The sequence below is a fragment of the Streptomyces sp. CB03238 genome, assembly GCF_002099185.1.
GTDB lineage: Bacteria > Actinomycetota > Actinomycetes > Streptomycetales > Streptomycetaceae > Streptomyces.
The window spans coordinates 308,846-330,388 of sequence record NZ_NBCN01000001.1; the positions used below are offsets into that span (position 1 = coordinate 308,846).

General features: G+C 72.9%; 16 protein-coding genes. 2 read left to right on the top strand and 14 right to left on the bottom strand.

Annotated elements, in window-relative coordinates; all coding sequences use genetic code 11:
- Positions 1-74 precede the first annotated feature (74 nt).
- Positions 75-1,103, top strand: coding sequence for a methyltransferase domain-containing protein (locus BKD26_RS01405; RefSeq protein ID WP_084894831.1), 1,029 nt, complete (start codon positions 75-77; stop codon positions 1,101-1,103).
- Here BKD26_RS01405 and BKD26_RS01410 read toward each other — a convergent pair.
- The 14 genes from BKD26_RS01410 to BKD26_RS01475 all read right to left on the bottom strand — a co-directional run bounded on the left by BKD26_RS01410 (position 1,100) and on the right by BKD26_RS01475 (position 19,634).
- Positions 1,100-2,404, bottom strand: coding sequence for an FHA domain-containing protein (locus BKD26_RS01410; RefSeq protein WP_084894833.1), 1,305 nt, complete (start codon positions 2,402-2,404; stop codon positions 1,100-1,102). The two genes, BKD26_RS01405 and BKD26_RS01410, sit on opposite strands and share 4 nt — an antisense overlap.
- Positions 2,405-2,456: 52 nt before the next feature.
- A complete protein-coding gene (locus tag BKD26_RS01415) occupies positions 2,457-3,824 on the bottom strand; it encodes a VWA domain-containing protein (RefSeq protein ID WP_084894835.1) in 1,368 nt (455 codons plus the stop codon).
- A 118-nt stretch (positions 3,825-3,942) separates the two neighbouring features.
- On the bottom strand, positions 3,943-5,583 hold the full coding sequence (locus BKD26_RS01420; protein WP_241518479.1) for a PP2C family serine/threonine-protein phosphatase: 1,641 nt from the start codon (positions 5,581-5,583) through the stop codon (positions 3,943-3,945).
- Between the two features lie 3 nt (positions 5,584-5,586).
- Entirely contained in the window at positions 5,587-8,259 is a 2,673-nt protein-coding gene (locus BKD26_RS01425) for a serine/threonine-protein kinase (protein ID WP_084894839.1), read from the bottom strand.
- A complete protein-coding gene (locus tag BKD26_RS01430) occupies positions 8,256-9,554 on the bottom strand; it encodes a hypothetical protein (protein ID WP_084894841.1) in 1,299 nt (432 codons plus the stop codon). Before BKD26_RS01430 ends, BKD26_RS01425 begins: the two co-directional genes overlap by 4 nt.
- 37 nt (positions 9,555-9,591) lie before the next feature.
- Entirely contained in the window at positions 9,592-10,620 is a 1,029-nt protein-coding gene (locus tag BKD26_RS01435) for a glutamate ABC transporter substrate-binding protein (RefSeq protein WP_084894843.1), read from the bottom strand.
- A 17-nt stretch (positions 10,621-10,637) separates the two neighbouring features.
- Complete coding sequence (locus tag BKD26_RS01440) at positions 10,638-11,921, bottom strand: hypothetical protein (protein ID WP_241518487.1); 1,284 nt, start codon at positions 11,919-11,921, stop codon at positions 10,638-10,640.
- A gap of 323 nt (positions 11,922-12,244) precedes the next feature.
- Positions 12,245-12,946 carry a phytanoyl-CoA dioxygenase family protein gene (locus tag BKD26_RS01445; protein ID WP_107417718.1) on the bottom strand — a complete coding sequence of 234 codons (702 nt, stop codon included), beginning with the start codon at positions 12,944-12,946 and terminating at the stop codon, positions 12,245-12,247.
- Positions 12,947-12,997: 51 nt separating this feature from the next.
- Positions 12,998-13,972 (bottom strand): BadF/BadG/BcrA/BcrD ATPase family protein, encoded by a 975-nt coding sequence (locus BKD26_RS01450; RefSeq protein ID WP_084894847.1) that lies wholly within the window; start codon positions 13,970-13,972, stop codon positions 12,998-13,000.
- Positions 13,963-15,228 (bottom strand): 6-phospho-beta-glucosidase, encoded by a 1,266-nt coding sequence (locus BKD26_RS01455; RefSeq protein ID WP_084894849.1) that lies wholly within the window; start codon positions 15,226-15,228, stop codon positions 13,963-13,965. The genes BKD26_RS01450 and BKD26_RS01455 overlap by 10 nt, the downstream gene beginning before the upstream one ends.
- Before the next feature lie 6 nt (positions 15,229-15,234).
- Complete coding sequence (locus BKD26_RS01460; RefSeq protein ID WP_084894851.1) at positions 15,235-16,116, bottom strand: carbohydrate ABC transporter permease; 882 nt, start codon at positions 16,114-16,116, stop codon at positions 15,235-15,237.
- A 5-nt stretch (positions 16,117-16,121) separates the two neighbouring features.
- Positions 16,122-17,072, bottom strand: a complete 951-nt coding sequence (locus BKD26_RS01465) for a sugar ABC transporter permease (RefSeq protein WP_084894853.1) — start codon at positions 17,070-17,072, stop codon at positions 16,122-16,124.
- Positions 17,069-18,400 (bottom strand): ABC transporter substrate-binding protein, encoded by a 1,332-nt coding sequence (locus BKD26_RS01470; RefSeq protein WP_084894855.1) that lies wholly within the window; start codon positions 18,398-18,400, stop codon positions 17,069-17,071. Before BKD26_RS01470 ends, BKD26_RS01465 begins: the two co-directional genes overlap by 4 nt.
- A gap of 22 nt (positions 18,401-18,422) precedes the next feature.
- Complete coding sequence (locus BKD26_RS01475) at positions 18,423-19,634, bottom strand: ROK family transcriptional regulator (RefSeq protein ID WP_084895323.1); 1,212 nt, start codon at positions 19,632-19,634, stop codon at positions 18,423-18,425.
- A 412-nt stretch (positions 19,635-20,046) separates the two neighbouring features.
- Between BKD26_RS01475 and BKD26_RS01480 the strand changes: the two genes are divergently transcribed.
- Positions 20,047-21,534: a UDP-N-acetylmuramoyl-L-alanyl-D-glutamate--2,6-diaminopimelate ligase gene (locus BKD26_RS01480; RefSeq protein WP_084894857.1), complete on the top strand. Its 1,488-nt coding sequence runs from the start codon at positions 20,047-20,049 to the stop codon at positions 21,532-21,534.
- Positions 21,535-21,543 lie beyond the last annotated feature (9 nt).

The following is a 21,543-nucleotide window of genomic DNA, read 5'->3' on the forward strand; positions in this document are numbered from 1 at the left end:
ACCGGCCGAGGACCCGGGCCCTAGGACCCCGCGGGATGCTCGCCTCCCACCGCCGCGAGCAGCAAAGTGGAGATATGCGCACACAGCGAGAGGATCCGTTCGCCGAGGCCGCCGCCGAGGCGCGGCGCGAACTCGTGCGGGAGATCGCCGCAGGCGGGGACCTTCAGGACCCGGCCTGGCGGGCGGCGTTCGAGCAGGTGCCACGGCACCTGTTCGTGCCGTACTTCTACATCGGGGGTGGGGGTGCCCCCTGCTCGAGCGAAGCCGAGAGCTCGGGGGAGGGCGGGTACGAGCGGCTGTGGTGCGAGGACCCCGATCCGGACTGTCGGAGGCGGTGGCTGGAAGGCGCCTATCTGGACCGGCCGCTCGCCACGCACGTACGGGACGGGGAACTGGTCTCGTCCGCCAGCCAGCCGTCCCTGATGGCCGGAATGCTGCACGCGCTGGAGGTACGGGACGGGGACAGCGTCCTGGAGATCGGCGCCGGAACGGGGTACAACGCGGCGCTCCTGGCGCACCGGCTGGGCGACGAGCGGGTGACGACTGTCGACCTGGACGAGGACATCACGGAGGCGGCCCGCGCCCACCTGGCGGCGGCGGGCTACCACCCGGTCGTGGTCACCGGTGACGGGGCGCGCGGCTGCCCGTGGCGGGCGCCGTTCGACGCGGTCATCGCGACCTGCGCCGTGGCCTCCGTACCGCCCGAGTGGCTCGCGCAGTGCCGGCCGGGCGCACGCATCCTGGCGCCGCTGTCCACGGGGCTCATCCGGCTGCGGGTGCGGGACGCCGAGCACGCGGAGGGCCGGTTCCTGCACACGTCCGCGTACTTCGTGCCGCTGCGCGGTGGCGGCGGGGGCTCGCCCGCGCCGGTGGTGCACACGGGCGGGCTGCCCCGGCGCGCGACCGACAACGAGCTGTTCCGCTTCCTGCTGACGCTCACCGCGGGCAGCCTGGACCCGCACGAGGCGTACTCGCTGTGGCAGCGCGAGCGGCGCCCCGCGCGGGAACGGTTCGGCGTGACGGTCAGCGGCGAGCACCAGTGGGCGTGGCTGGACGAGCCCGAGGGGCCCTACAGCTGGCCCCTGGGGTCACCTGCTCCCTAGCCGCGACGGATGGTGATCGTCGTCCAGGCGCCCACATGGACCCGGTCGCCGTCCTTGAGCGGGACGGGGACATAGGGCTGGATCGGGTCCTCGGCGCCGTTGAGCGTGGTGCCGTTGGTGGAGTTCTGGTCGACGACCGCCCAGGAGCCGTCCGGCTGCTGCACCAGCACGGCATGGTGGTGCGAGACGCCCGGGTCCTCCGGCGGCACGGACAGGTCGATGTCCGGGGACTCGCCCGTCGAGTGCCGCCGGCGGCCGATGCTGATCTGGTTGCCGGACAGCGACAGCCGCTGCTCCGGGGAGTACGCGGGCAGGTTGAGGCCCGCCGCCTCGGGGCCGCTGCGCTGCATCATCGCCATGAAGTACTCACGGTCGGGCGCGACGACCGCCGTCCACCCGGCGGGCGCCGCCTGGTACTGCGGGGGCTGGGGTGAGTGGGGCGGCTGCGGCGCGTGGGGCGGCTGGGGGCCGTGGGGCCCTTGCGAGCCTTGGGGGCTGTGGGTGCCTTGGGGCGAATTCGGTCCCTGTGGTCCGTGCGGTCCCTGGTGTCCCTGCGGTTGCTGGTGTCCCTGCGGTCCGGGTTCCCGGGGGCGCTCCGGCTGCTCCGGGCGGGCCGGGGGCTGGGCCTGCGGTTGCGAGGGCGGCGGCAGCATCCAGTCGTCCCCGCCCCCGTCGGTCGGCCGGGGCTGCGGCGGGGGCGGCGGGCCCGGCTGCTGGAACGCCTGCGGCGGCCGCGGCGGGCCGGGCGGCTGCTGGAACGCCTGGGGAACCGGCGGCGGGCCCTGCGGCGGTCGCCGGGGTGTGGACGGCTCGGGCGGCAGCGGCTCGGCCGGGCGGTTCATCTGCGACGGACGGGAGCTCTGGTACTCGTACGGGTCCGGCGGGCGCGGTGCCTGAGGCTGCGACGGCGGCTGGGACTGGAAGCCGGGCGGCAGGTTCAGCCCGGGCGGGGGGCCGCCGGGGCCACCCTGCGGCGGTGCCAGGGGCGTGTACGAAGTCGCCGTATTGGTGAGGAAGTTCCACCGGCACTCCTCGCAGAACGGCGCCATGGCCTCGCGCGGAGTGCGGCACTGCGGGCACAGCTCCGCCTGGGCGGTGGCGTTCGGGTCACCACCCGGGAAGCCGCCGGGCCGGGGAGGCGGCCCGCCCGGGCCCGGGTAGCCGTACGCGGGCGGCGGCGGCGGGGGCGGAGGAGGCGGCGGAACGGCACCCGCAGGCGCGCCCGCCCCGGCCATGCGATGGCCGCAGACCTCGCACCAGTCGTCGGAACCCGACTGGTGTCCGTTCGGGCAGGTCGGCATGTCGGCGCTTCCCCCTCTCCTCATCCGGCCCGCAGGCCGAGCAGATCGTGACCTATTTCTTGACGCTCTTGACGCGAACGGTCTTGGTGGAGCGCGTCTCGAGTGTCATCTCGTCCGCTTCCGCGACCTTCGCCTTCAGTCGCACAGTACCTGTCGCCGCGTCGACGACGTCCACCACCTTCGAAAGGAGTTTCGCGGTATCCGTGTTCCCGGAAGCGGCAGCCAACTGCACGGCGCGGCCGAGTTTCGCCGTCGCGCCGTCGAAATCGCCGGACTTGCGGGCATCCAGCCCCTGTTGGATGACTTGTGCCAGTTCGGCCTGGCCCGTGTAGTGCGCGACCTGGGGGTTGATGGAGGTGGAGGCCGCCATGTCGTCCGTCCACACCGCCCGCACCAGACCCTGCGACAGGGTCTGCGGGGTGCCGCCCGCCGGGTCGGGCAGGACGAGGGAGACGCGGGCCGCGAGCATCTCCTGGCCGATACCGGCCTCCGGCACCCGGACGCACACGTGATAGTCGCGGGACTCGTCGCCCCACGAGCCGGTCGGATAGTCACCGGCCCGGGGCCCCGCCTCCGTACGCCGGTCCGTCAGCTCCTCCACCGTCGGCGCCACCTGCTTCACGAAAACGATCTCCACCCCGACCGGGGTCCAGAGGCGGAGGCTCACGTCCGCGACCTCCTTGCCCATCGCGTGCTCCATCATCCGCGTGAAGTCCGCGGCCAGGCCCGTGGGATCGGCGACGATGTCCGCCGTACCGAGCAGCGCCGAGGCGATCCCCGTGACCTCCTTGACCTCCCAGTCGGTACCGACGCCGCGGGCGTCACAGGTGAAGCGGCCGGCGCAGGCGTCGAGGGCCGCCCGCAGGTCCTCCGGGGACTCGTGCTCGTTGCGGCCGTCGGTGAGCAGGATGCCGTGCCGGATCGGTACGTCGGCGGACGCCAGCAGCCGGTCGGCGAGCGTCAGCCAGGTACCGATCGCGGTGCCGCCGCCCGCGCTCAGCTTGCGCAGCGCGTCCTTCGCCCCGGCGCGGGTGCGCGCGTCGGCGGTGGCCAGCCGGCCGCCGCCCGGGTAGACCTCGTTCGCGACGTGGGTGCCGGCGACCACCGCGAAGGTGACGCCGTCGCGCAGGGTGTCGATCGCGGCGGCCGTGGCGTCACGCGCGTTGCGCATCTTGGTCGGCGGGTAGTCCATGGAGCCGGAGCAGTCGACCATGATGACGACGGCGGCGGTCGGCGCGCGTCCCGGTATGTACGAGGGGGAGAGGGACGCCCCGGTCAGTGGCACCCCGCCGCTGGTGCCGCCGCCCGTCGAGGTGACCGTGACGATCGCGTTGACCTCGCGCCCGCCCTCCGGCAGGTACTCGTTCTGGTACACGTCCACCGAGAACTGCGGCACGTTCGACTTGGAGAAGTTCGCCATCTGATCGGCTCCTCAGGACGCGGACTGACGCACGCACACAACAGACAGAAGGGGATGGGAGGTTGGTCGTCGGACTCGTCGGACTCGTCGGACTCGTCGGACTCGTCGGGCGAAACGGTCAGGCCGATCCTGCCCCTTGGGGCGCCATGGCGAACGGCACGACGGCCACTGTTACGTTGTCGTGCCCGCCGCCGTCGAGCGCGTGTCCCACGAGGACCTGGGCGCTGTGCAGCGGCCGCCCCGCCGCGTCGGGCGGTACGACCCGCGCCATGTCCTCGGCGGCCTCCGCGTAGTTCCACAGGCCGTCCGTGCACACCACGACCACACCGGGGCGGTCCGGCTTGAACGCGGCCGTGTGCGGCTCCAGTTCGTACGCGTCGGCTCCCAGCCAGCCGGTGATGGCGTGGGCGCGTTCGTCCGCGTACGCCTCGGCCTCGTTCATCAGGCCCGCCGCGACCATCTGCGCGGCCCACGAGTCGTCCTCGGTGAGCCGGGCGGGCGGGCCGCTGCGGTCGTCCGGCACCCAGTAGGCGCGGCTGTCGCCCACCCAGCCGACCACCAGCAGGCCGCTCGCGACGACCGCGCCGACGAGCGTGCAGGCCGGGGCGTTCTGGTGGTGGTGCGGGTCGTGCTCCATGGCCGCCGCGTCCTGGCCGTCGTCGCCCGCGAGGGCGTTGACCGCCTCGGCGGCGGCGACGATCGCGTCGTGCATCGCCGCCTGCGGATGCGTACCGCGCGGGAGGGCCGCCAACAGCGACTCGTTGGCGGCGGCCGCGGCGGCCGCCGACGCCTCGTCGGGGCGGGTCGCCGACGACACCCCGTCGCACACGATCGCGACGACGGCCGGTGAACCGTCCGGCAGGGCCGTCGAGGACACGGCGAACGCGTCCTCGTTGCGGTGGTGACGCAGCCCTCGGTCGCTCACGGCGGCGACCGCGCCCAGCTCCTCCTCCAGGTGGTCACGCTCACGCGGCTGGGCGTGCCCGCAGTTCTCGCAGTACCCGTCCGGATCCACGTGCCCCGCCCGGCAGGCCACGCACAGCCTGGTCCCGGCCGGCGGAGTCGTCGCGTGCTCCACCGCCCGCGGATCAGGCGCCCCGGAGGCGTCCGGTACGCCTTCCGGCCCGCCCGTCCCGGTCCCTGGTACGTCTGGGGCGGCCTCCGGCCCGGCCGCGTTACCGGGCGTGGGCGTAGGCGTGGGCGCAGGCGCGGGACCCGACGAAGGCGACGTCTCGTACGTCGACGCGGGCTCCGGCAAGGGCGCCGTCCTACTCCACGGCCATGCTCCGGCGCTGTACGCGGGCTCGGCGCTCGCCCCCTGCGGGGGCGCGGCTCCCGGCGCGTGCCCCGGCTCGCCGACGGCCCCGGGTGCCGCCCCTGCCCGCTCGGGAGCCGGGAGCTCGAAGTCGCCGACGGTGTCCGTGGCGGGGGCGCCCATGGCGTCGGCATCCCCGGCGCGGGCGTCGAACCGTACCGCCGAAGGGCCCGTGGGCAGTTCCTCCCCGGCCGGGTCACGGCCCGGCAGGTCGCCGGGCGACTGCGCCGCGGCCGCGGGACGCGCCTGGTCCTGCCCGGGGCCGGCCGGCGCGGCGGGCCATGCCGCGCCGCCCACCGGGGTGCCCATGGCGATGGTCGGACGGTCCTGCGGCGGTGCCGGTACGGCCGACAGGTCGTACCCGCACGCACCGCAGAACAGGTCACCCGACTCCAGCGGCTCCTCGCAGCTGGGACAGGCGGACAGCTGGTGCATCTGCGACATCATTCACACCCATGTCCGGGGGCGGAAGCGGTTCGCCCGCTCCACCATGTCGATCCTCTCCTCGCCGCGCTGAGCGAGCCGGGCGAGTACCCGGTAGGAGCGTTCCAGTCCGAAGCGCAGGCCGCGCTCGTCCAGTTCGCTGCCCAGCAGCGGGGTCCGTGCGGTCCCCGCTCCGGGACTACCGGAGAGTACCCAGTCCAGGGCCTTGCCCAGCACCTCTGTGGACAACTGTTCGCGGCGCACCGCGTCCAGCCCGAACTGCTGTAGCGCGGACACCTGGTCGGCCGCTGCCGTCAGGTCGCCGATCAGCGGCTCCCGCGCGGAGCGGCGCCGCAGCCGGGCCCGTACGGCCGCCACGCGCGCGGCCGTGTAGTGGATCGACGCCTCCGGCACCGACTCCAGCGTGCGGACGGCACCGCCCCGGTCACCCGCGGCCAACTGGACCCTCGCCAGGCCGAACGCGGCGCTCACGTAGCTCGGGTCCGTCGCCCACACCAGGCGGTAGTACTCGGCCGCGTTGTCCAGCTGGCCCAGCACCTCGGCGCAGACGCCCAGCGCCAGCTTGGGTGCCGGCTCGCCGGGGAACGCGTCGTAGATCGCGTCGAACGACAGCGCGGCGTTCTCGTTGTCGCCCGTCGCCAGGGACGCGATCCCGTGGTACCAGACCACCCGCCAGTCGTCGGGATGCTGGGCCTCCAGGGTCGCCAGCGCCCGGGCCGCCGAGCCCAGTTCGCCCATTTCGAGGCGGGCGCGCAGCTCGCGCAGCCGCAATTCCAGCGAACCGGTCGGCGCGGTGTGCAGGGCGGCGATCAGCTCGGCGGGCGCGGACGCCATGAGCCCGGCCAGGAACCCGGCGTTCGGGTCACCGGCGTCGACGTGCGGCACGGGCAGCGCGAGCGCTGTGGCGCGGGCGTCGAGCGGGGCGAGCAGCGGCGTGACGGCGGCGGCGCCCATCGGCTCCGTACGCGGGCCGGGGACGGCGGCCGCCGGGGCCGCGACGGGCGCGTACGTCCCAGGCGCGTACGCCCCGGGCGCGGCCGCCGCCGGGCCACCCACCGGGGGAGGCCCACCCACGGCCGCCGGAACACCCACCGGGGCCGCTCCGGCCACCGCCGCCGGCCCGCCCGTTCCCGTACCCGGCCGCGCGACACCGCGCCCGCGGCCGAACAGGCCGAGGCCCTTCGGGACCTCCCTGGCGCCCAGCGCCGACACGTCGCCGTCCGCCTCGGCGAACAACCGCGTGTCCGTCACGCGCAGTTCCGGGCCGAACAGTGTCGACAGGGCCGGGCGCGGACGGCCCGTCTGGAGGGCCACCACCTCCCGCAGTACGCCCGTCAGCTGCTCGGCCATCTCCTCGGCCGAGGCGAACCGGCGCGCCGGGTCCGGGTCGGTCGCCCGCACCAGCAGCCGGTAGAACGACTCGTACGTCCGGAACACCTCGATGTTGCCCGGATCGGGCAGGGAGTCCACGAACACGTTCGTGTACCCCTGGAAGTCGAACGTCAGGACCGCCAGCGTCCGCGCCACCGTGTACAGGTCGGACGCGACCGACGGGCCGACCTCCGCCACCTCCGGCGCCTGGTAGCCGACCGTGCCGTAGATGGCCGACTCGTCGTCGTCCATCCTGCGCACGGCGCCCATGTCGATCAGCTTCAGCTGGTCCTCGGTCTGGATCGCGTTGTCGACCTTGAAGTCGCAGTACAGCAGGTTCCGGCTGTGCAGGTGCCCGAGCGCCTCCAGCGCCTCGATGCCGTACGCGCACGCCTGCTCGACCGGCAGCGGGTCGCGCCGCCCGTCCGGTCCGCGCCGCTCGTTGGCGATGTCCTTCAGCGACTTGCCGCCGACGTACTCCATGACGATGTAGCCGTCGAGGGAGCCCGTCCGCTGGTCCAGGTGCTCCACGAAGTTGTAGATGCGCACGATGTTGGAGTGCTCGATCTCCGCGAGGAACCGGCGCTCAGAGATCGCCGCCGCCATCGCGTCCTGGTCACCGGTGTCCAGCAGGCCCTTGAGGACCACCCACCGGTCGGACACCGCCCGGTCCACGGCGAGGTAGACCCAGCCCAGCCCGCCGTGCGCCAGGCACCCGGCCACCTCGTACTGGCCGTGCACGATGTCTCCCGCGCGCAGCTTCGGTACGAAGGAGTACGGGTGCCCGCACTTGGTGCAGAACCCCTCCGTACGCCCCGGCCGGTCACCGCGCGCCCGTCCCACCGGCGCCCCGCAGTCGGACCGCGAGCAGAATCGCTTCCGCTCCGGTACTTCCGGGTTCGCCATGACCACCGACCGGGGGTCGGGGCGCGGCACGGCCGGGATCGACACCAGCCCCGCGCCCAGCCTGCCCCGCCCCGACTGGCCGGTCGACGACCCGGAACTGCGCACCGACACGGACCGGGACGACCCCGTCCCGCCCGACACCGACCGGGACAGCCGCCCGGACACCGAGCGCCGGGACGTCGACGACCGGGAGGAGCGCGACGACCGGGACGACCGTGACGAGGAGCGCGAACTGCTCCCGGACCCGCCCTTCCCGCCGCCCGCGATCCCCGTCGGCGGGGACGACACCAGGCCGGTCGGCGAGACGACGGGCGCCAGACCGCAGGTGTCGCAGTACAGCTCACCGCCGCCCATGTCCTCGTACGAGCCCTCACAACCGGGCCGCTGACACGTCTTCACTGGCTCCCCCTACGGTCCACGGGCCCCGCCCCCGACAGCGCCTCGGCGGCCGCCTGCTGATAGCGCAGCACCGCCTGCTCGGCGACCCGCAGGTCGCACGGAGCGCTCCACAGCATCCGGCGCGCCGCGTCGTACCGCTCGATCAGCAGCGAATCCTCCGCCATGCCGTGCCGGGCCACCTTCGCCTTGTACGCGTCGAGCCGGCCGCGCAGCTCCGCCCGGACCGCGAGCGGAGCGGTGACCGCCGTCAACTGCTCGCGCGCCCGCAGCAGCTCGTCCTCGGCCTCCCGCTCCAGCGCCTCCAGCAGCGGCGACAGCCGGTGCCACTGGGCGTGCCGCCGGTACTCGGCGGCCGCCGCCAGCCGCTCCTGCAGGGCGGTCGGCGGGCCGCTCACCACCGGCACCTCCGAGGCGGCGATCTTCGCCAGCACCTCACCCCGGGCCGCCCGCGCCTCGGCGAGCGTACGGTCGGCGCGCGACAGGACGTCCCGCAGCCGCAGCAGCCGTGCCTCCGAGTCCTGCCGGACCTGGAGCACCGCCTCGATCTCGCGGCGTACGTCCTCCAGCGCGCGGGCCGCCCTGTCGTACCGGTCGGTGTCCGGCCGCCCGCCACCGGGCGCCGAACTGCCCGCCGCCGGGCGCCAGAACGCCATCGGATCGGTCACCACCTGCGCCCGCAGCGTCGCCAGCTCGTGCGTGATGGACTCCAGGTCGTCCCCGGCCGGGTGTTCCCCGGGGCGTACACCCACCGAGTGCGCCAGTGAACGGGTGCGGTTCAGCTCGGCCGCCAGCAGGTCTATCCGCGCGGGCAGCGCGGACCACACCGCGTCCGCCGTCACCACCATGTCGAGCGAGCTCGCGTACAGCTCGTTCATCCGGTCCACCAGCCGCTCCAGCGTGAACCGCTCGGCCAGCTTGGCCGACATGCCCGGCGTGCCCGACGTGGCCGGCGTGCCCGACACGGTCACGCTCTCGCCGCGCAGCCGCTCCGTCAGCTCGGCCAGCTCCTCGCGGCCGGGCCACCGGCGCCGGGCGCGCACCTCACGCGCCTCGTCCAACGCGGCGGTGTACGCGTCGAAGTACGTCCACAGCAGGGTGATCGTCTGCTCGGTGGTGGCCCAGCGGTCCTTGGTCGTGCCGGTCAGCTCGGCGCCTTCGAGGAGCCGGCGGCCCGCGTGGTCCTGGAGGGCGAGCAGCGAGTCCTCGACCGCCTTGTGCTCCGCCCCGAGCCGCGCCAGCGCACGGTCCACCTCGTCCCGGTCCATCACCGGCCCAGGGGGTCCCGTGACGCCCATCGATCACCTCTCCACTCGTACACGCCAGACATGCGGGTCAGTTGGTCCGGTACTTCGGCGCCGGCGGCCCGGTTATGCCGGGCAGGACGGAGCTCAGCCAGGTGTCGTACGCCTTCTTCCAGGGTCCCTTGCGGTAGTCGACGAGCACCTGGTTGACCCGCCGCACCAGGTCGTCGTTGCCGAGCTTGGCGGCGACGCCGTAGTACTCCGTCGTGAACGGCTCGCCCTTCAGCTCGACGGCCGGGTCCTGGGCGGCCTGGCCGGCGGCGAGGGCGTTGTCCGTCACGACCGCGTCGACCTCGCCCATCTGGAGCCGCACCAGGCAGTCCAGCTGGTTGGGCACGGTGAGGATGTCCTCGTCCTCCGGCTTTCCGTCGTGCGCGTCCTGGAAGACGGCGCCGAACGACTTCCTCTCCAGCGCCTCGTAGGCGGTGGAACCCTCGGCCGAGCAGACCCTCTTGCCCTTGAGGGAGGAGTCGTACCCCTTGACCGTGGAGCCCTCCGGGGCGAGGACCTGCTGCCCGGCCTGGAAGTAGGCGGTGGAGAAGGCGACCTGCTTGATGCGGCTGCAGTTGATCGTCATCGTCCGCACCACCAGGTCGACGGTGCCGTTCTCCAGGGCGGCGATCCGCTGGTTGGTGGGGATGGCGCGGAAGACGACGGCGTCCCGGCTGCCGAGGATGTCCTCGGCGATGGCCCGCGCGAGGTCGATGTCGAAACCTTCCAGCCTGCCGTTCGCCGGGTCGCGGTACCCCCACCGGTAACTGTTCTGGTCCACACCGACGATCAGTTTGCCGCGCGTCTTGATGGCGTCGATGGACGGCCCGTCGGCGGCCGACGGCGGGAGGGAGGCCTCCGGGTCCTTGCACGTGTCGGCCTTGGCCGGCAGGGCGCTGCCCGCGCCGGACACCTCGGAGGAGCCCAGGTCGCTCCGCGACAGCGGCACCAGGGTCAGCGCGGCGGTCAGCCCGCACGCGGCGGCCATCGCCGCGACCCCGCCCCACCCGCGCCACCGCCCGGCGGTCCGGCCGGCCGGCCGCGCCGCCGCGTCGTCGTTGTCCTTCATCGTGCCTCCCCTCGCCCTCACCGGTACTCCGACAGTCTGCGGTTGATGCCCATGATGGCCGCGGCCGCGCCCACCATGGCCAGGGCGCCCGCCCCGACCGGCAGGCCGGTCAGCGCGCCGCGCCCGTCCTCGGCGGCCCGGGTGAACTCGCCCTGCTCATGGTCCAGGGCTTTCTCCAGCGCCGCGTCCACGTCGTCGAAGGACTCCCCGGTGGAGTTCTCGGGGCCGATCACCTTGGCCAGCGCGCCCTTGTAGTCGCCGCTGTTGTCCGTGTCACGGGCGTCCTTGTGCCGCTTCTTCCACTCGGCCACCGCCCGCGCGGCGACCGAGACCGGCTCGTCGCCCGCGCTGTCGTCGGCGAGCCGGTCCGCCTCTTCCAGCGCGGTGGTCAGTCTGCCCATGCCGGTGCCGTAGTCGGTCTCGTACTTGTCGCTCTTGCCGTCCGCGGTCAGCACCGCACCGCGGGCCACCAGGGTCAGGTTCTCGTTGGCGCGGGCCTTCAGGGAGTTGATCCGTGCCTCGTTCAGCACCTTGAGCGAATTCTGGCCGTGCACCTTGGCCTCGTTCAGCTGCGCCCGCGCCACCGTGTGCCCGACCGCGAGCCACAGCAACACCACCGTGGACGCGGCGGTGGCGGCCAGCAGCCCCTGGTTGAACACCCGGTTCGTCCGCAGGTACGAGCGGCGCTGCGCCCACAGGAGGGCGGCCAGGACCGCGACGCCCAGGCCGAGCGACAGGAACGGCCACACACGGGCGTCCCGGTCGTCCCGGTCGAGCCGCGCGGTCTCCGCCTCGTACAGCCGCTCGGCGGCGGGCAGCAGCTGGGTGCTCATCTGCTGGTTGGCGTACCGCAGATACGCGCCGCCCAGCGGCAGACCCTGCCGGTTGGCCGCGCGGGCGCGCTCTATCAGGCCCGTGTAGCGCGGCAGGTGCTCATTGAGGGTGGCGATGTCACGGGCGGACTGCGAGGAACTGTCCGTGCTCGCCGCGGCCTTGATGAGCAGCCGTGAGGCGGTGGTGATGTCCTGCTCGTACCGCTCGCGCACACCGGCGGGCTCCTGGGCGCCGGCCAGGAAGCCGCTCGCCGCCGCCGTGTCGGCGTCCGCGAGAGAGCGGTAGATGTCCGCCGCGTCCGCGCTCAGCGGCTGGCTGCGGCTCACCACGTCGTCGGCCGCCGCCGCCCGGTCGGAGACCTCCAGCGCGGTGACCGCCCCGAACGCCACGACCAGCACGGCCAGTACGGCACCCAGAATCCGCAGCCGCCCCGGCTCCGTCGTCGCCGCGGCACGCAGCCGCGCCAACCCCTCGGCCCACGCCCCCCGCCCGGCGGGCGGCCCCGCGGGCGGCGGCGGTGGTGGCGGCACAACGGGCGCGCCCGGCGCCGGTGGCGCGCCGGACGCCGGTGGCGCGCTCGGCACAGCCGGCGCATCCGGTGCGTATGTCACGTGACCTCCCCCTCGGTCGCTCACCGCAGTATGGCCAAAGGGGCCGGTATTCACACCAGGCTTGACTCGATCTTGTTCTTATCGTGCCCGCCGTCGTGCCGCCGCCCCGCTCGCACCACCCCTCGATCCCCCCACTCTGTATACGCCGCCCGGCCCCGATCGGTTCCCCTCCACGGACGTCAGCGGGGCTCCAGCGCCGGCTGCGCCATGAAACGGGGCCGCGTCCCGTGGTGCGGCTGCGCCGCGTGCACCAGGAACGGGTGGCACAGGTACACATCGCCCGGCCGCCCCGTCGCGTACACGACCTCGCGGTGGCGCGACGCCGCGTCGATCGCCGCCCCGATCCGCATGATCGGCGCGCCTTCCTCCCCGTACGGCTCCAGCACCGCCGGCATGTCGTGGTGCGAGCCGACCCGGACACGGGTCGGCGCGTCCGCCTCGCCGACCTCGCTGAACAGGAACAGCATCAGCAGCGCGCGGCCCCGCGACCGGTGGTTGGCGTGGTAGCCCAGCTCGGCGGCCGGCCCGTCCGGCAGGTAGCTGCCCTCGATGTGCCACCCCGCGTCGTCCGGCTCCTCCTCGTGCGGGAACCGCAGCGGGAACGACCCGAGGGCCGTCCGCGGCACCCACCGCCCCGGTCCGACCAGCCGGTCGAACGCGTCATGCAGCACCGGGGTGTTGGCCGCCCGCCGGAACGGCTCCTGCCCCATGCCCCACACCCAGTGCACCGGCTTCGTCCACGTCGCCGGATCGTCCGGGTCGCAGCCGGTCTCCTTCCACAGCAGCGCGGCGCACTCGGCCGCGAGGTCCTCCGGAAAGGCTCCTTCCAGCTTCACGAATCCGTCCGCTTCGAACCGTTCACGCATGTCCACATCGTCCATGCCCCGATCGTGACAAGCGGGGCATGGACGACGCACCCGGATTTCCGGCAGTCACGCGTAGTGCGCCCGCACCCGCGCCCGGGCCTCCTCGGCCGCCCCCGCGTCGTCCAGGCCCAGCAGCGCGGCGCCCAGGACCGGGGGCTCGGTCACCACACGGACGGCGGCCTTCGGCGCCTTGACCGCCAGTAGTTCGGTGATCCGCCCGTTCAGCTGCGGGTGCCGGGCCGCCAGGACGCTGCCGCCCAGCAGCACCGGAACCTCCTCGTCCAGCAGATCCAGCCGGTCCAGGGCGACCGTTGCCAGGGCGACGACCTCCTCCGCCTGCCGCTCCACGACCGACCGCGCGACCGGGTCGCCCGCCGCGCTCGCCGCGAACAGCACCGGCGTCAGCTCGTGCCGCCGCCCGGCCGGGATCCGCCCCAGGTGCAGCGCCTCGACCAGCGCATACACCGAACCCAGCCCAAAATGCGCCGGAAGCGCCCGGGCCAGCTCCGTGAGCTCACCGCGCCCGTCCTCCGCCCGGGCCGCGAACCACATCGCCTCCTCCGCGAGCCCCGAACCCCCGCCCCAGTCACCGGAGATCCGGCCGACCGACGGGAAGCGGGCGGTGCGCCCGTCCGGCAGCATGCCCACGCAGTTGATACCCGCGCCGCACACCACGGCGACGCCCCGGGGCTCGTCCACACCGGCCCGCAGGATCGCGAACGTGTCGTTGCGCACCTGCACCGTCCGCCCCCACGCGCGCGCGTGCAGGGCGGCCGCCAGCTCGGCCTCCTCCGAGGGGAAGTCGGCGCCCGCCAGACAGGCCGACACATGCCGTACGCCGTCGATGACGAGGCCCGCCGACGCCAGCGCGTCGCCGATCGTGGACGCCAGCCCGTCGAACGCCGCCCCGGCCCCCACCCGCTGCGGCTGGAAGCCGGGCCCGCGGGCCGAGGCGAGGACCGAGCCGTCCTCACCGACGAATGCCACGTCGGACTTGCTGTTGCCCGCGTCGATCGCGAGCACCCAAGGAGTCACGCCCACGCCAGGTGCTCCCGGTTGTGCGCGATCAACCGGTCGGTCAGCCCCTCGGCAGCCGCGTACTGGCCGGTCAGCGGGTGCGCCAGCAGCGCCTTGAACACCCGGTCACGCCCGCCGCGCAGCGCGGCCTCCAGCGCCAGCTCCTCGTACGCGGTCACATGCGCGACGAGCCCCGCGTACAGCGGGTCCAGCTCCGGCACGGCCAGGGGCGAGGCACCGGAGGGGTCCACCGTCGCCTGCACCTCGATCACCGCGTCGTCCGGCAGGAAGGGCAGCGTCCCCTTGTTGTACGTGTTGACCACCTGCACCCCCGGACCGGAACCCCCCAGCAGTGCCGCCGCCAGGTCCACCGCCGCCTCCGAGTAGAAGGCGCCGCCCCGCTTGGCCAGCAGCTCGGGCTTCTCGTCCAGCGCCGGGTCGCCGTACATCTCCAGCAGCTCCCGCTCCATGGCGGCCACTTCCGCCGCCCGCGAGGGCTTGGTGCCCAGCTCGCGCACCACCTCGTCGTGCGCGTAGAAGTACCGCAGGTAGTACGACGGAACGACGCCCAGCCGGTCCAGCACGGCGCGCGGCAGCCGCAGGCCGTCGGCGATGGCGTCCCCGTGCTCGGCCAGCAGCTGCGGCAGGACGTCCGCGCCGTCCGGCCCTCCCAGCCGTACGCCCCGCTCCCACGTCAGGTGATTGAGCCCGACGTGGTCCAGGTGCACCGCGTCCGGCGTGACGTCCAGCAGCGTGGCGAACTTCCGCTGGAAGCCGATCGCCACATTGCACAGCCCGACGGCCCGGTGACCGGCCTGGAGCAGCGCGCGCGTCACGATCCCGACCGGGTTGGTGAAGTCGATGATCCACGCGCGCGGGTTGGACCGGCGTACGCGCTCGGCGATGTCCAGCACCACCGGCACCGTCCGCAGCGCCTTGGCGAGCCCGCCCGCGCCGGTCGTCTCCTGACCCACGCAGCCGCACTCCAGCGGCCACGTCTCGTCCTGCTGCCGGGCCGCCTGTCCGCCCACGCGCAGCTGAAGCAGGACGGCGTCGGCGCCGTCGACACCGGCGTCCAGGTCGGAGGTGGTGGTCACCAGGCCCGGGTGCCCCTGCTTGGCGAAGATCCGCCGGGCCAGCCCGCCGACCAGGTCCAGGCGCTCGGTGGCCGGGTCGACGAGGACCAGTTCACTGATCGGGAGGGTGTCGCGCAGCCGCGCGAACCCGTCGACCAGCTCGGGGGTGTAGGTGGAGCCGCCCCCCACAACAGCCAGCTTCATAGCCTTCTAGCCCTTCACTCCGGTCAGCGTGACGCCCTCGACGAATGCCTTCTGGGCGAAGAAGAAGACGAGGATCACCGGGGCCATGACCAGCACGGTCGCGGCCATGGTCAGATTCCAGTCGGTGTGGTGCGCGCCCTTGAAGGACTCCAGGCCGTAACTCAGCGTCCACGCGGCGGGGTTCTCCGAGGCGTAGATCTGCGGTCCGAAGTAGTCGTTCCAGGCATAGAAGAACTGGAACAGCGCGACAGCCGCGATGCCCGGCTTCGCCATCGGCAAAACCACCCGGACGAGTGTGCGCAGCTCGCCGCAGCCGTCGACCTTCGCCGCGTCCAGGTACTCGTTGGGGACAGTGAGGAGGAACTGCCGCAGCAGGAAGATGGAGAACGCGTCACCGAACGCCATCGGGATGATCAGCGGCCACAGCGAGCCGGACAGATCCATCTGCTTCGCCCAGAACAGGTACATCGGGATGATGACCACCTGGGGTGGCAGCATCATCATCGAGATCACCAGCATCAGCGCGAGCCGCTGCCCCCGGAAGCGGAACTTCGCCAGTGCGTACGCGACCGGGACGGAGGAGAGGACCGTCAGCAGCGTTCCGAGGCCGGCGTACAAGAGGGTGTTCTTCCACCACGTCAGGAAGCCGGGGGTATCGAACACCCGCCGGTAGTTGCCCCACTCCCAGCTGTCGGGGGTGAGGTCGCGGGTGAGGGCCTGCTGGTCGCTCATCAGCGAGGTGAGGAAGAGGAAGACGAACGGCAGCACGAAGAACAGCGCGGCCGCCACACCCAGCGTGTGCACGGCGATCCAGTGCAGCACCGCCTTGCGGCGGGCCGTGCGCGCGGCCGGCGTGACCTTCAGTGGCGATTCCAGCACATAGGTCATGGCGGTCAGCCACCCACCTGTACGAGACCGCCGCGCCGCCGCATCAGCAGCGCCGTGAAGGCCATGGCGAGCGCGAACAGCACCAGGGCGACGACGCACGCCGATCCGTAGTCGAAACGCTGGAAGCCGAGGTTGTGGACGAGCTGCGGCAGGGTCAGCGTCGACTTCTCCGGGTAGCCCGGCTCGAACTGCTGCCCGCTGTTGCCGATGATCCCGGAGGCGACCTTCCCGGCCACCAGGGGCTGCGTGTAGTACTGCATGGTCTGGATGACCCCGGTGACCACGGCGAACATCACGATCGGGGAAATGTTGGGGAGGGTGACGTACCGGAAGCGCTGCCAGGCCGACGCGCCGTCCAGCTCCGCCGCCTCGTACTGCTCCTTCGGTACGTCGAGCAGCGCGGCCATGAAGATGACCATCAGGTCGCCGACGCCCCACACCGCGAGCATGGTCAGCGCGGGCTTGGACCAGGCCGGGTCGGTGAACCAGCCGGGGGCCGGCAGCCCCAGGTCGGCGAGGATCGTGTTGACCGGGCCCGTACCGGGGTTGAGGAGGAAGACGAAGCCGAGGGTGGCGGCCACGGGCGGGGCCAGGTAGGGCAGGTAGAACAGGGTCCGGAACACCCCCGCCCCCGTCTTGATCCTCGTGATCAGCAGCCCGACGCCGAGCCCGAAGACGACCCGGCAGGTGACCATGACGACCACCAGCCACAGCGTGTTCGCCATCGACGGCCAGAAGGCCGGATAGTCGGCGAAGACATACGTCCAGTTCTCCAGGCCGTTGAAGACGGGCGCCTTGAACCCGTCGTACTTCATGAACGAGAAGTACACGGTCGCGAGGAGCGGGTAGGCGAAGAAGACGCTGAAGCCGACCAGCCAGGGGGAGAGGAAGGCGACGGTACGCAGCGCGCCGCGGGTGCGCTTCGCCCGGAGGGCGCGGACGGTGTGGGGCGTCACTTCGCCTTCTCGAGGTCCGTGTCGATCTGTGCGGCCGTCTTCTCCAGCCCGGCCTTGAGGTCGGCCACCTTCCCCGCCTCGTACAGGTAACCGGACTCCTGGAGGGTGACCTGGTAGGCGCCGCCGTTGACGGACGCGGGGGTGGTGTTGGACTTCGGGTGGCGGGCGATGTCCAGGAACGTCGTGAAGCGCGGGTCCAGTTTCAGCTTCGGCGAGGCGAGCGCGGCGTGGGTGGAGGGGACGTTGCGCAGCTCATTGGCGAAGTCCACCACCGCGTCGGTGTCGGTGGTCAGGTACTTCACCAGCTCCCAGGCGGCGTTCTGCTTCGCGCTGGTGGAGGCGATGCCCACGATCGTCCCGGACAGGTAGCCCTTGCCGTAGTCGGCGGCCTGGTCGTCGGGGACCGGCAGCGGCGCGACGCCGACCTCGAAGGGCACCTTGGCGTCGGTGGCCATGCCCAGCCGCCACTCGCCGTCGAGCTGCATGGCGACCTGACCGGTGTGGAACGGGTGCTTGGCGCCCCACTCGTCACCGAAGGTGCTGCGGTACTTCTCCAGCTTCTCGAACCCGCCCAGCTTGCCGATCAGGTTCTTCTGCCAGGTGAACATGGCGGCGAAGGCCGGGTCCTTGGCGATGTTCGACCTGCCGTGCTCGTCGAAGTACGCCGGGCTCCACTGCGCGACCAGATGGCCCGGGGTCGACTCGTACCCGTGGAAGGTGGGCATGAAGCCGAGCCGCTCGTACGAGTCGCCCTTCGGCTTCGTCAGCTTCTGGGCGACCTCGTCGAACTCGCTCCACGTCTTCGGCGGCGCCGTGACACCCGCCTCCTTGAAGGCGTCCTTGTTGTAGTACAGCCCGTACGCGTCGCCCAGCAGCGGCAGCGCGCAGCGCCTGCCCTGGAACTGGGTGTAGTCCAGGCGCGGTTTCGGGAACGTCTTCTCCAGGTCGATCCCGGACTTCTCGATGAACGGCTTCAGGTCGGCGAAGGCGCCGGAGGAGCAGAACTTGCCCACGTTGTCGGTCGTGAACGACGACACGACGTCCGGGGCGTTGGAGCCGCCGGCGCGCAGCGCCTGCTGGATCTTGTCGTCGGTGATGTTGGGGACGGCCTTCACCGTGATGTCGGGGTGGGCGTCCTCGAACCGCTTGATGGTGGCGTCGATCGCCTTCACCTCGTTCGGCGCCGACCAGCCGTGCCAGAAGGTCAGCGTCACCTCGGCGTTCGGGTCGTCGCCCGCGCCGGCCCCGGCCGAGCCGGTACAGGCGGAGGTGAGCAGGGCTATGGCGGCGGCCGAGGCGAGCGAGGCGAAGACGGTTCTGCGGTTCATACCGGTGTCTCCTGATTCTTCTTCAGCGAGAGGTGTCGAAGACGTCGTCGCGCGTGGCGGCCAGCGCGCTCTCCAGCGCACCGCGCAGCACCGGGTGCTGCCGTACGCCGCCGATGACGAGCCGTGGCCGGGAGGCGGCCAGCTCGGCGAGCTCGGCCTGGACGCGCTCGCGCAGCGGCTCGCCACCGGCGACGATCACCTCGCCGGACAGCACCACCAGCTCGGGGTCGAGGACGGCGACCAGGGAGGCCAGACCGGTGGCGAGACCGGTCGCGAAGGCGTCGAGGAGCCTCGGGTACGGGCCGGAGGCGGCGTGCGCGGCTCGCCGGAGGAGCTCGGCGGCGACCTCCGCGTACTCCCCGCGCGGGATGTCCTCGACGCCGTACTCGCGCGCCAGCCGGGGCAGCACCTGGGCGCCGGCCAGCTCCTGGAAGCCGCCGCTGTTCGCCTTGGTGACGTGCCGCACCAGCGGCGCGCCCGGCACGGGCAGGAAGCCGACCTCGCCGGCGCCCCCGGTGAACCCGCGGTGCAGCCGTCCGCCGAGCACGAGCGCGGCGCCCAGGCCCTCCTCGTTCCACAGCAGGACGAAGTCCTCGTGCCCCCGGGCCGCCCCGAGCCGCTGCTCGGCCACCGCCACCAGGTTCACGTCGTTCTCGTACTCGACCGGCATGGGCAGCGCGGCCGCCAGCTCGTCCAGCAGCGTGGGGGAGTGCCAGCCGGGCAGGTGGGAGGCGTACCGCAGCCGCCCGGTCGACGGATCGAACGCGCCCGGCGTCCCGATCACCAGCCGGTGCACCTCGCCCCGCGTGATCCCGGCCGCCTTCACGGCCCCGTCCAGCGCCTCCGTCACCTGCCGTACGACGCCGTCGGCGGGCCGCCCGGGCGTGGCCAGCTCGAACTCGCCGGCCACCGCCCCCGTCACGTCGGCGACGGCCGCGCGGATGCGCCGGGGGTTCACGTCCAGCCCGGCGGCGTACGCGGCGCGCGCGTTGACGGCGTACAGCTGGGCGTTCGGCCCCGGCCGCCCCTCCGTCGTCCCGGTCGCCACGACCAGCCCGGCCGCCTCCAGCCGCGCCAGCAGCTGCGAGGCGGTCGGCTTCGACAGCCCGGTCAGCTTGCCGATCCGGGTCCGGGACAGGGGCCCGTGCTCCAGCAGCAGATCGAGCGCGGCCCGGTCGTTCATGGCCCGCAGCACACGCGGGGTGCCGGGCGTGTTTCCGGAGGTTCCGGCCACGACGGGATGCACCTGCCCCTCACACTGTTAGGAAACTTTCCAGTTGGAGTGGCCAGACGGTAAGGCGCATGTCAGGACCCCGTCAAGACCCTATGGCGTCCCGCCGCCCGAAGTGGCGGATTCCGCGGTGCCCGGGCCGACGTACACTCCGACCATGGGCCGGACGAGCGCCATGAGGCAGTGCCTGCGGCAGGCCACCTCCGTGCTGTCGCCGGCCGACGGCTGACGATCTTCCAGCGGCTTTCGATCGCGGGCTGAGTGTTCCGTCCGGATACAGCCGGACCGTGTCCGCAGTTCCACCTCATCACCGCATCACCGCATCACCTCATCACCGCAGCTTCCGGCGCACCGCCGGCGCTGCCGCATGGCGACAGCCGCACGACGGGGCCGAGCCACCGTCGAAGGGATCATCGTGAAGCTGAGCGAACTGCTGGCCGGGCAGGAGCACCATGTGCTGCGGGGTGATCCGGAGAAGACGTGGATCACCGGGGTGCCGACCTTCGACACCGACCGGGTGACGCCCGGGTCGCTGTTCATCGCCGTCCCCGGGCACCGCGAGGGCGGCCCCGGGTCCGTGGCGCCGGCCCTCGCGCGCGGGGCGGCCGCGGTGCTCGTGGACGGTACGGCGCCGGAGCTGCCCGAGTCGGTGTGGGCGTCGCCCGCCGATGTGTGCGCCGTGCGGGTGCCGGACACCCGGGCGGCGGGCGCGGCCGTCGCGTCCCGCTACTTCGGGGAGCCGGGGCGCGGGATGGACATGGTGGCGATCACCGGCACCAACGGCAAGACGTCCGTGTCGTACATGGTCGAGTCGGTGCTGCGTATCTCGGAGGGCGCCAAGGTGGGGGTCATCGGAACGGCCGGCAGCCGGATCGGCGACCAGCTGATCCCGATGCCGCGGTCGGTCCTGTCCACACCCGAGTCGCCGGACCTGCAGTACCTGCTGGGATGCATGCGCGACCGCGGGGTCGGCAGCGTGGTGCTGGAGGCCACCTCCATGGGCCTGCTCACGCACCGGGTGGACCGGACGTTCATCGACGTCGGGGTCTTCACCAACCTGACCCAGGACCACCTGGACGATCACGGCACGATGGCGAACTACCGGGACGCCAAGCTGCGCCTGTTCCAGGGCCTGTGCCGGTACGCGGTGGTCAACGCCGACGACCCCGTAGGCGCCGGGATCATGATGATGATGCCGGGCGAGGTGACCACGTACGCCATCGACGCCGACGCCGACTACCGGGCCACCGACCTCGTGGTGGACGCCACCGGCACACGGTTCACGCTGCACCACGGTGGGCGCGCGTATCCGGCGAGCATCCCGGTCCCGGGACGGTTCTCCGTGTCCAACGCGCTCGCCACCGTGGCGGCCTGCCACATCCTGGGACACGATCTGCGCGGGCTGGTCGGCGCGCTCGACCAGATGCCGCCCGTGCCGGGCCGGTTCGAGCGCTTCCGTACCCCCGGCGGTACGTCGGTGATCGTCGACTACGCTCACTCACCGGACTCCCTGGACAAGGTCCTGACCACCATCCGCGGCTTCGCCCGCGGCCGGGTCATCACCGTCTTCGGGTGCGGCGGGGACCGCGACACCACCAAGCGGGCCGACATGGGCAGGATCGCCGGGATCCACTCCGACCTGTGCGTCCTCACCTCGGACAACCCCCGCGACGAGGATCCGGGGGCGATCCTGGACCAGATCGCGCCCGGCCTGGCGGCGACCGGCACACCGTTCGAACGGTGCCCCGACCGCCGTGACGCCATCGCCTTCGCCCTGTCCGCCGCGGGCCCGGACGACGTCGTCCTGGTCGCCGGCAAGGGGAGCGAGCCGCACCAGATCGTCGGCGACCAGCTGCTGCCGTTCAGCGACATGGCGACCGTGCGGGAGCTCGCCGGGGTCTAGGGCCCGGGG

What these genes read in the sequence shown, in the direction of transcription:
- BKD26_RS01470 (WP_084894855.1), bottom strand. Translation starts at nt 18,400, where the DNA reads ATGAACCGCAGAACCGTCTTCGCCTCGCTCGCCTCGGCCGCCGCCATA.
- BKD26_RS01405 (WP_084894831.1), top strand. Translation starts at nt 75, where the DNA reads ATGCGCACACAGCGAGAGGATCCGTTCGCCGAGGCCGCCGCCGAGGCG.
- BKD26_RS01430 (WP_084894841.1), bottom strand. Translation starts at nt 9,554, where the DNA reads ATGGGCGTCACGGGACCCCCTGGGCCGGTGATGGACCGGGACGAGGTG.
- BKD26_RS01455 (WP_084894849.1), bottom strand. Translation starts at nt 15,228, where the DNA reads ATGAAGCTGGCTGTTGTGGGGGGCGGCTCCACCTACACCCCCGAGCTG.
- BKD26_RS01435 (WP_084894843.1), bottom strand. Translation starts at nt 10,620, where the DNA reads ATGAAGGACAACGACGACGCGGCGGCGCGGCCGGCCGGCCGGACCGCC.
- BKD26_RS01420 (WP_241518479.1), bottom strand. Translation starts at nt 5,583, where the DNA reads ATGTCGCAGATGCACCAGCTGTCCGCCTGTCCCAGCTGCGAGGAGCCG.
- BKD26_RS01460 (WP_084894851.1), bottom strand. Translation starts at nt 16,116, where the DNA reads ATGACCTATGTGCTGGAATCGCCACTGAAGGTCACGCCGGCCGCGCGC.
- BKD26_RS01415 (WP_084894835.1), bottom strand. Translation starts at nt 3,824, where the DNA reads ATGGCGAACTTCTCCAAGTCGAACGTGCCGCAGTTCTCGGTGGACGTG.
- BKD26_RS01410 (WP_084894833.1), bottom strand. Translation starts at nt 2,404, where the DNA reads ATGCCGACCTGCCCGAACGGACACCAGTCGGGTTCCGACGACTGGTGC.
- BKD26_RS01445 (WP_107417718.1), bottom strand. Translation starts at nt 12,946, where the DNA reads ATGGACGATGTGGACATGCGTGAACGGTTCGAAGCGGACGGATTCGTG.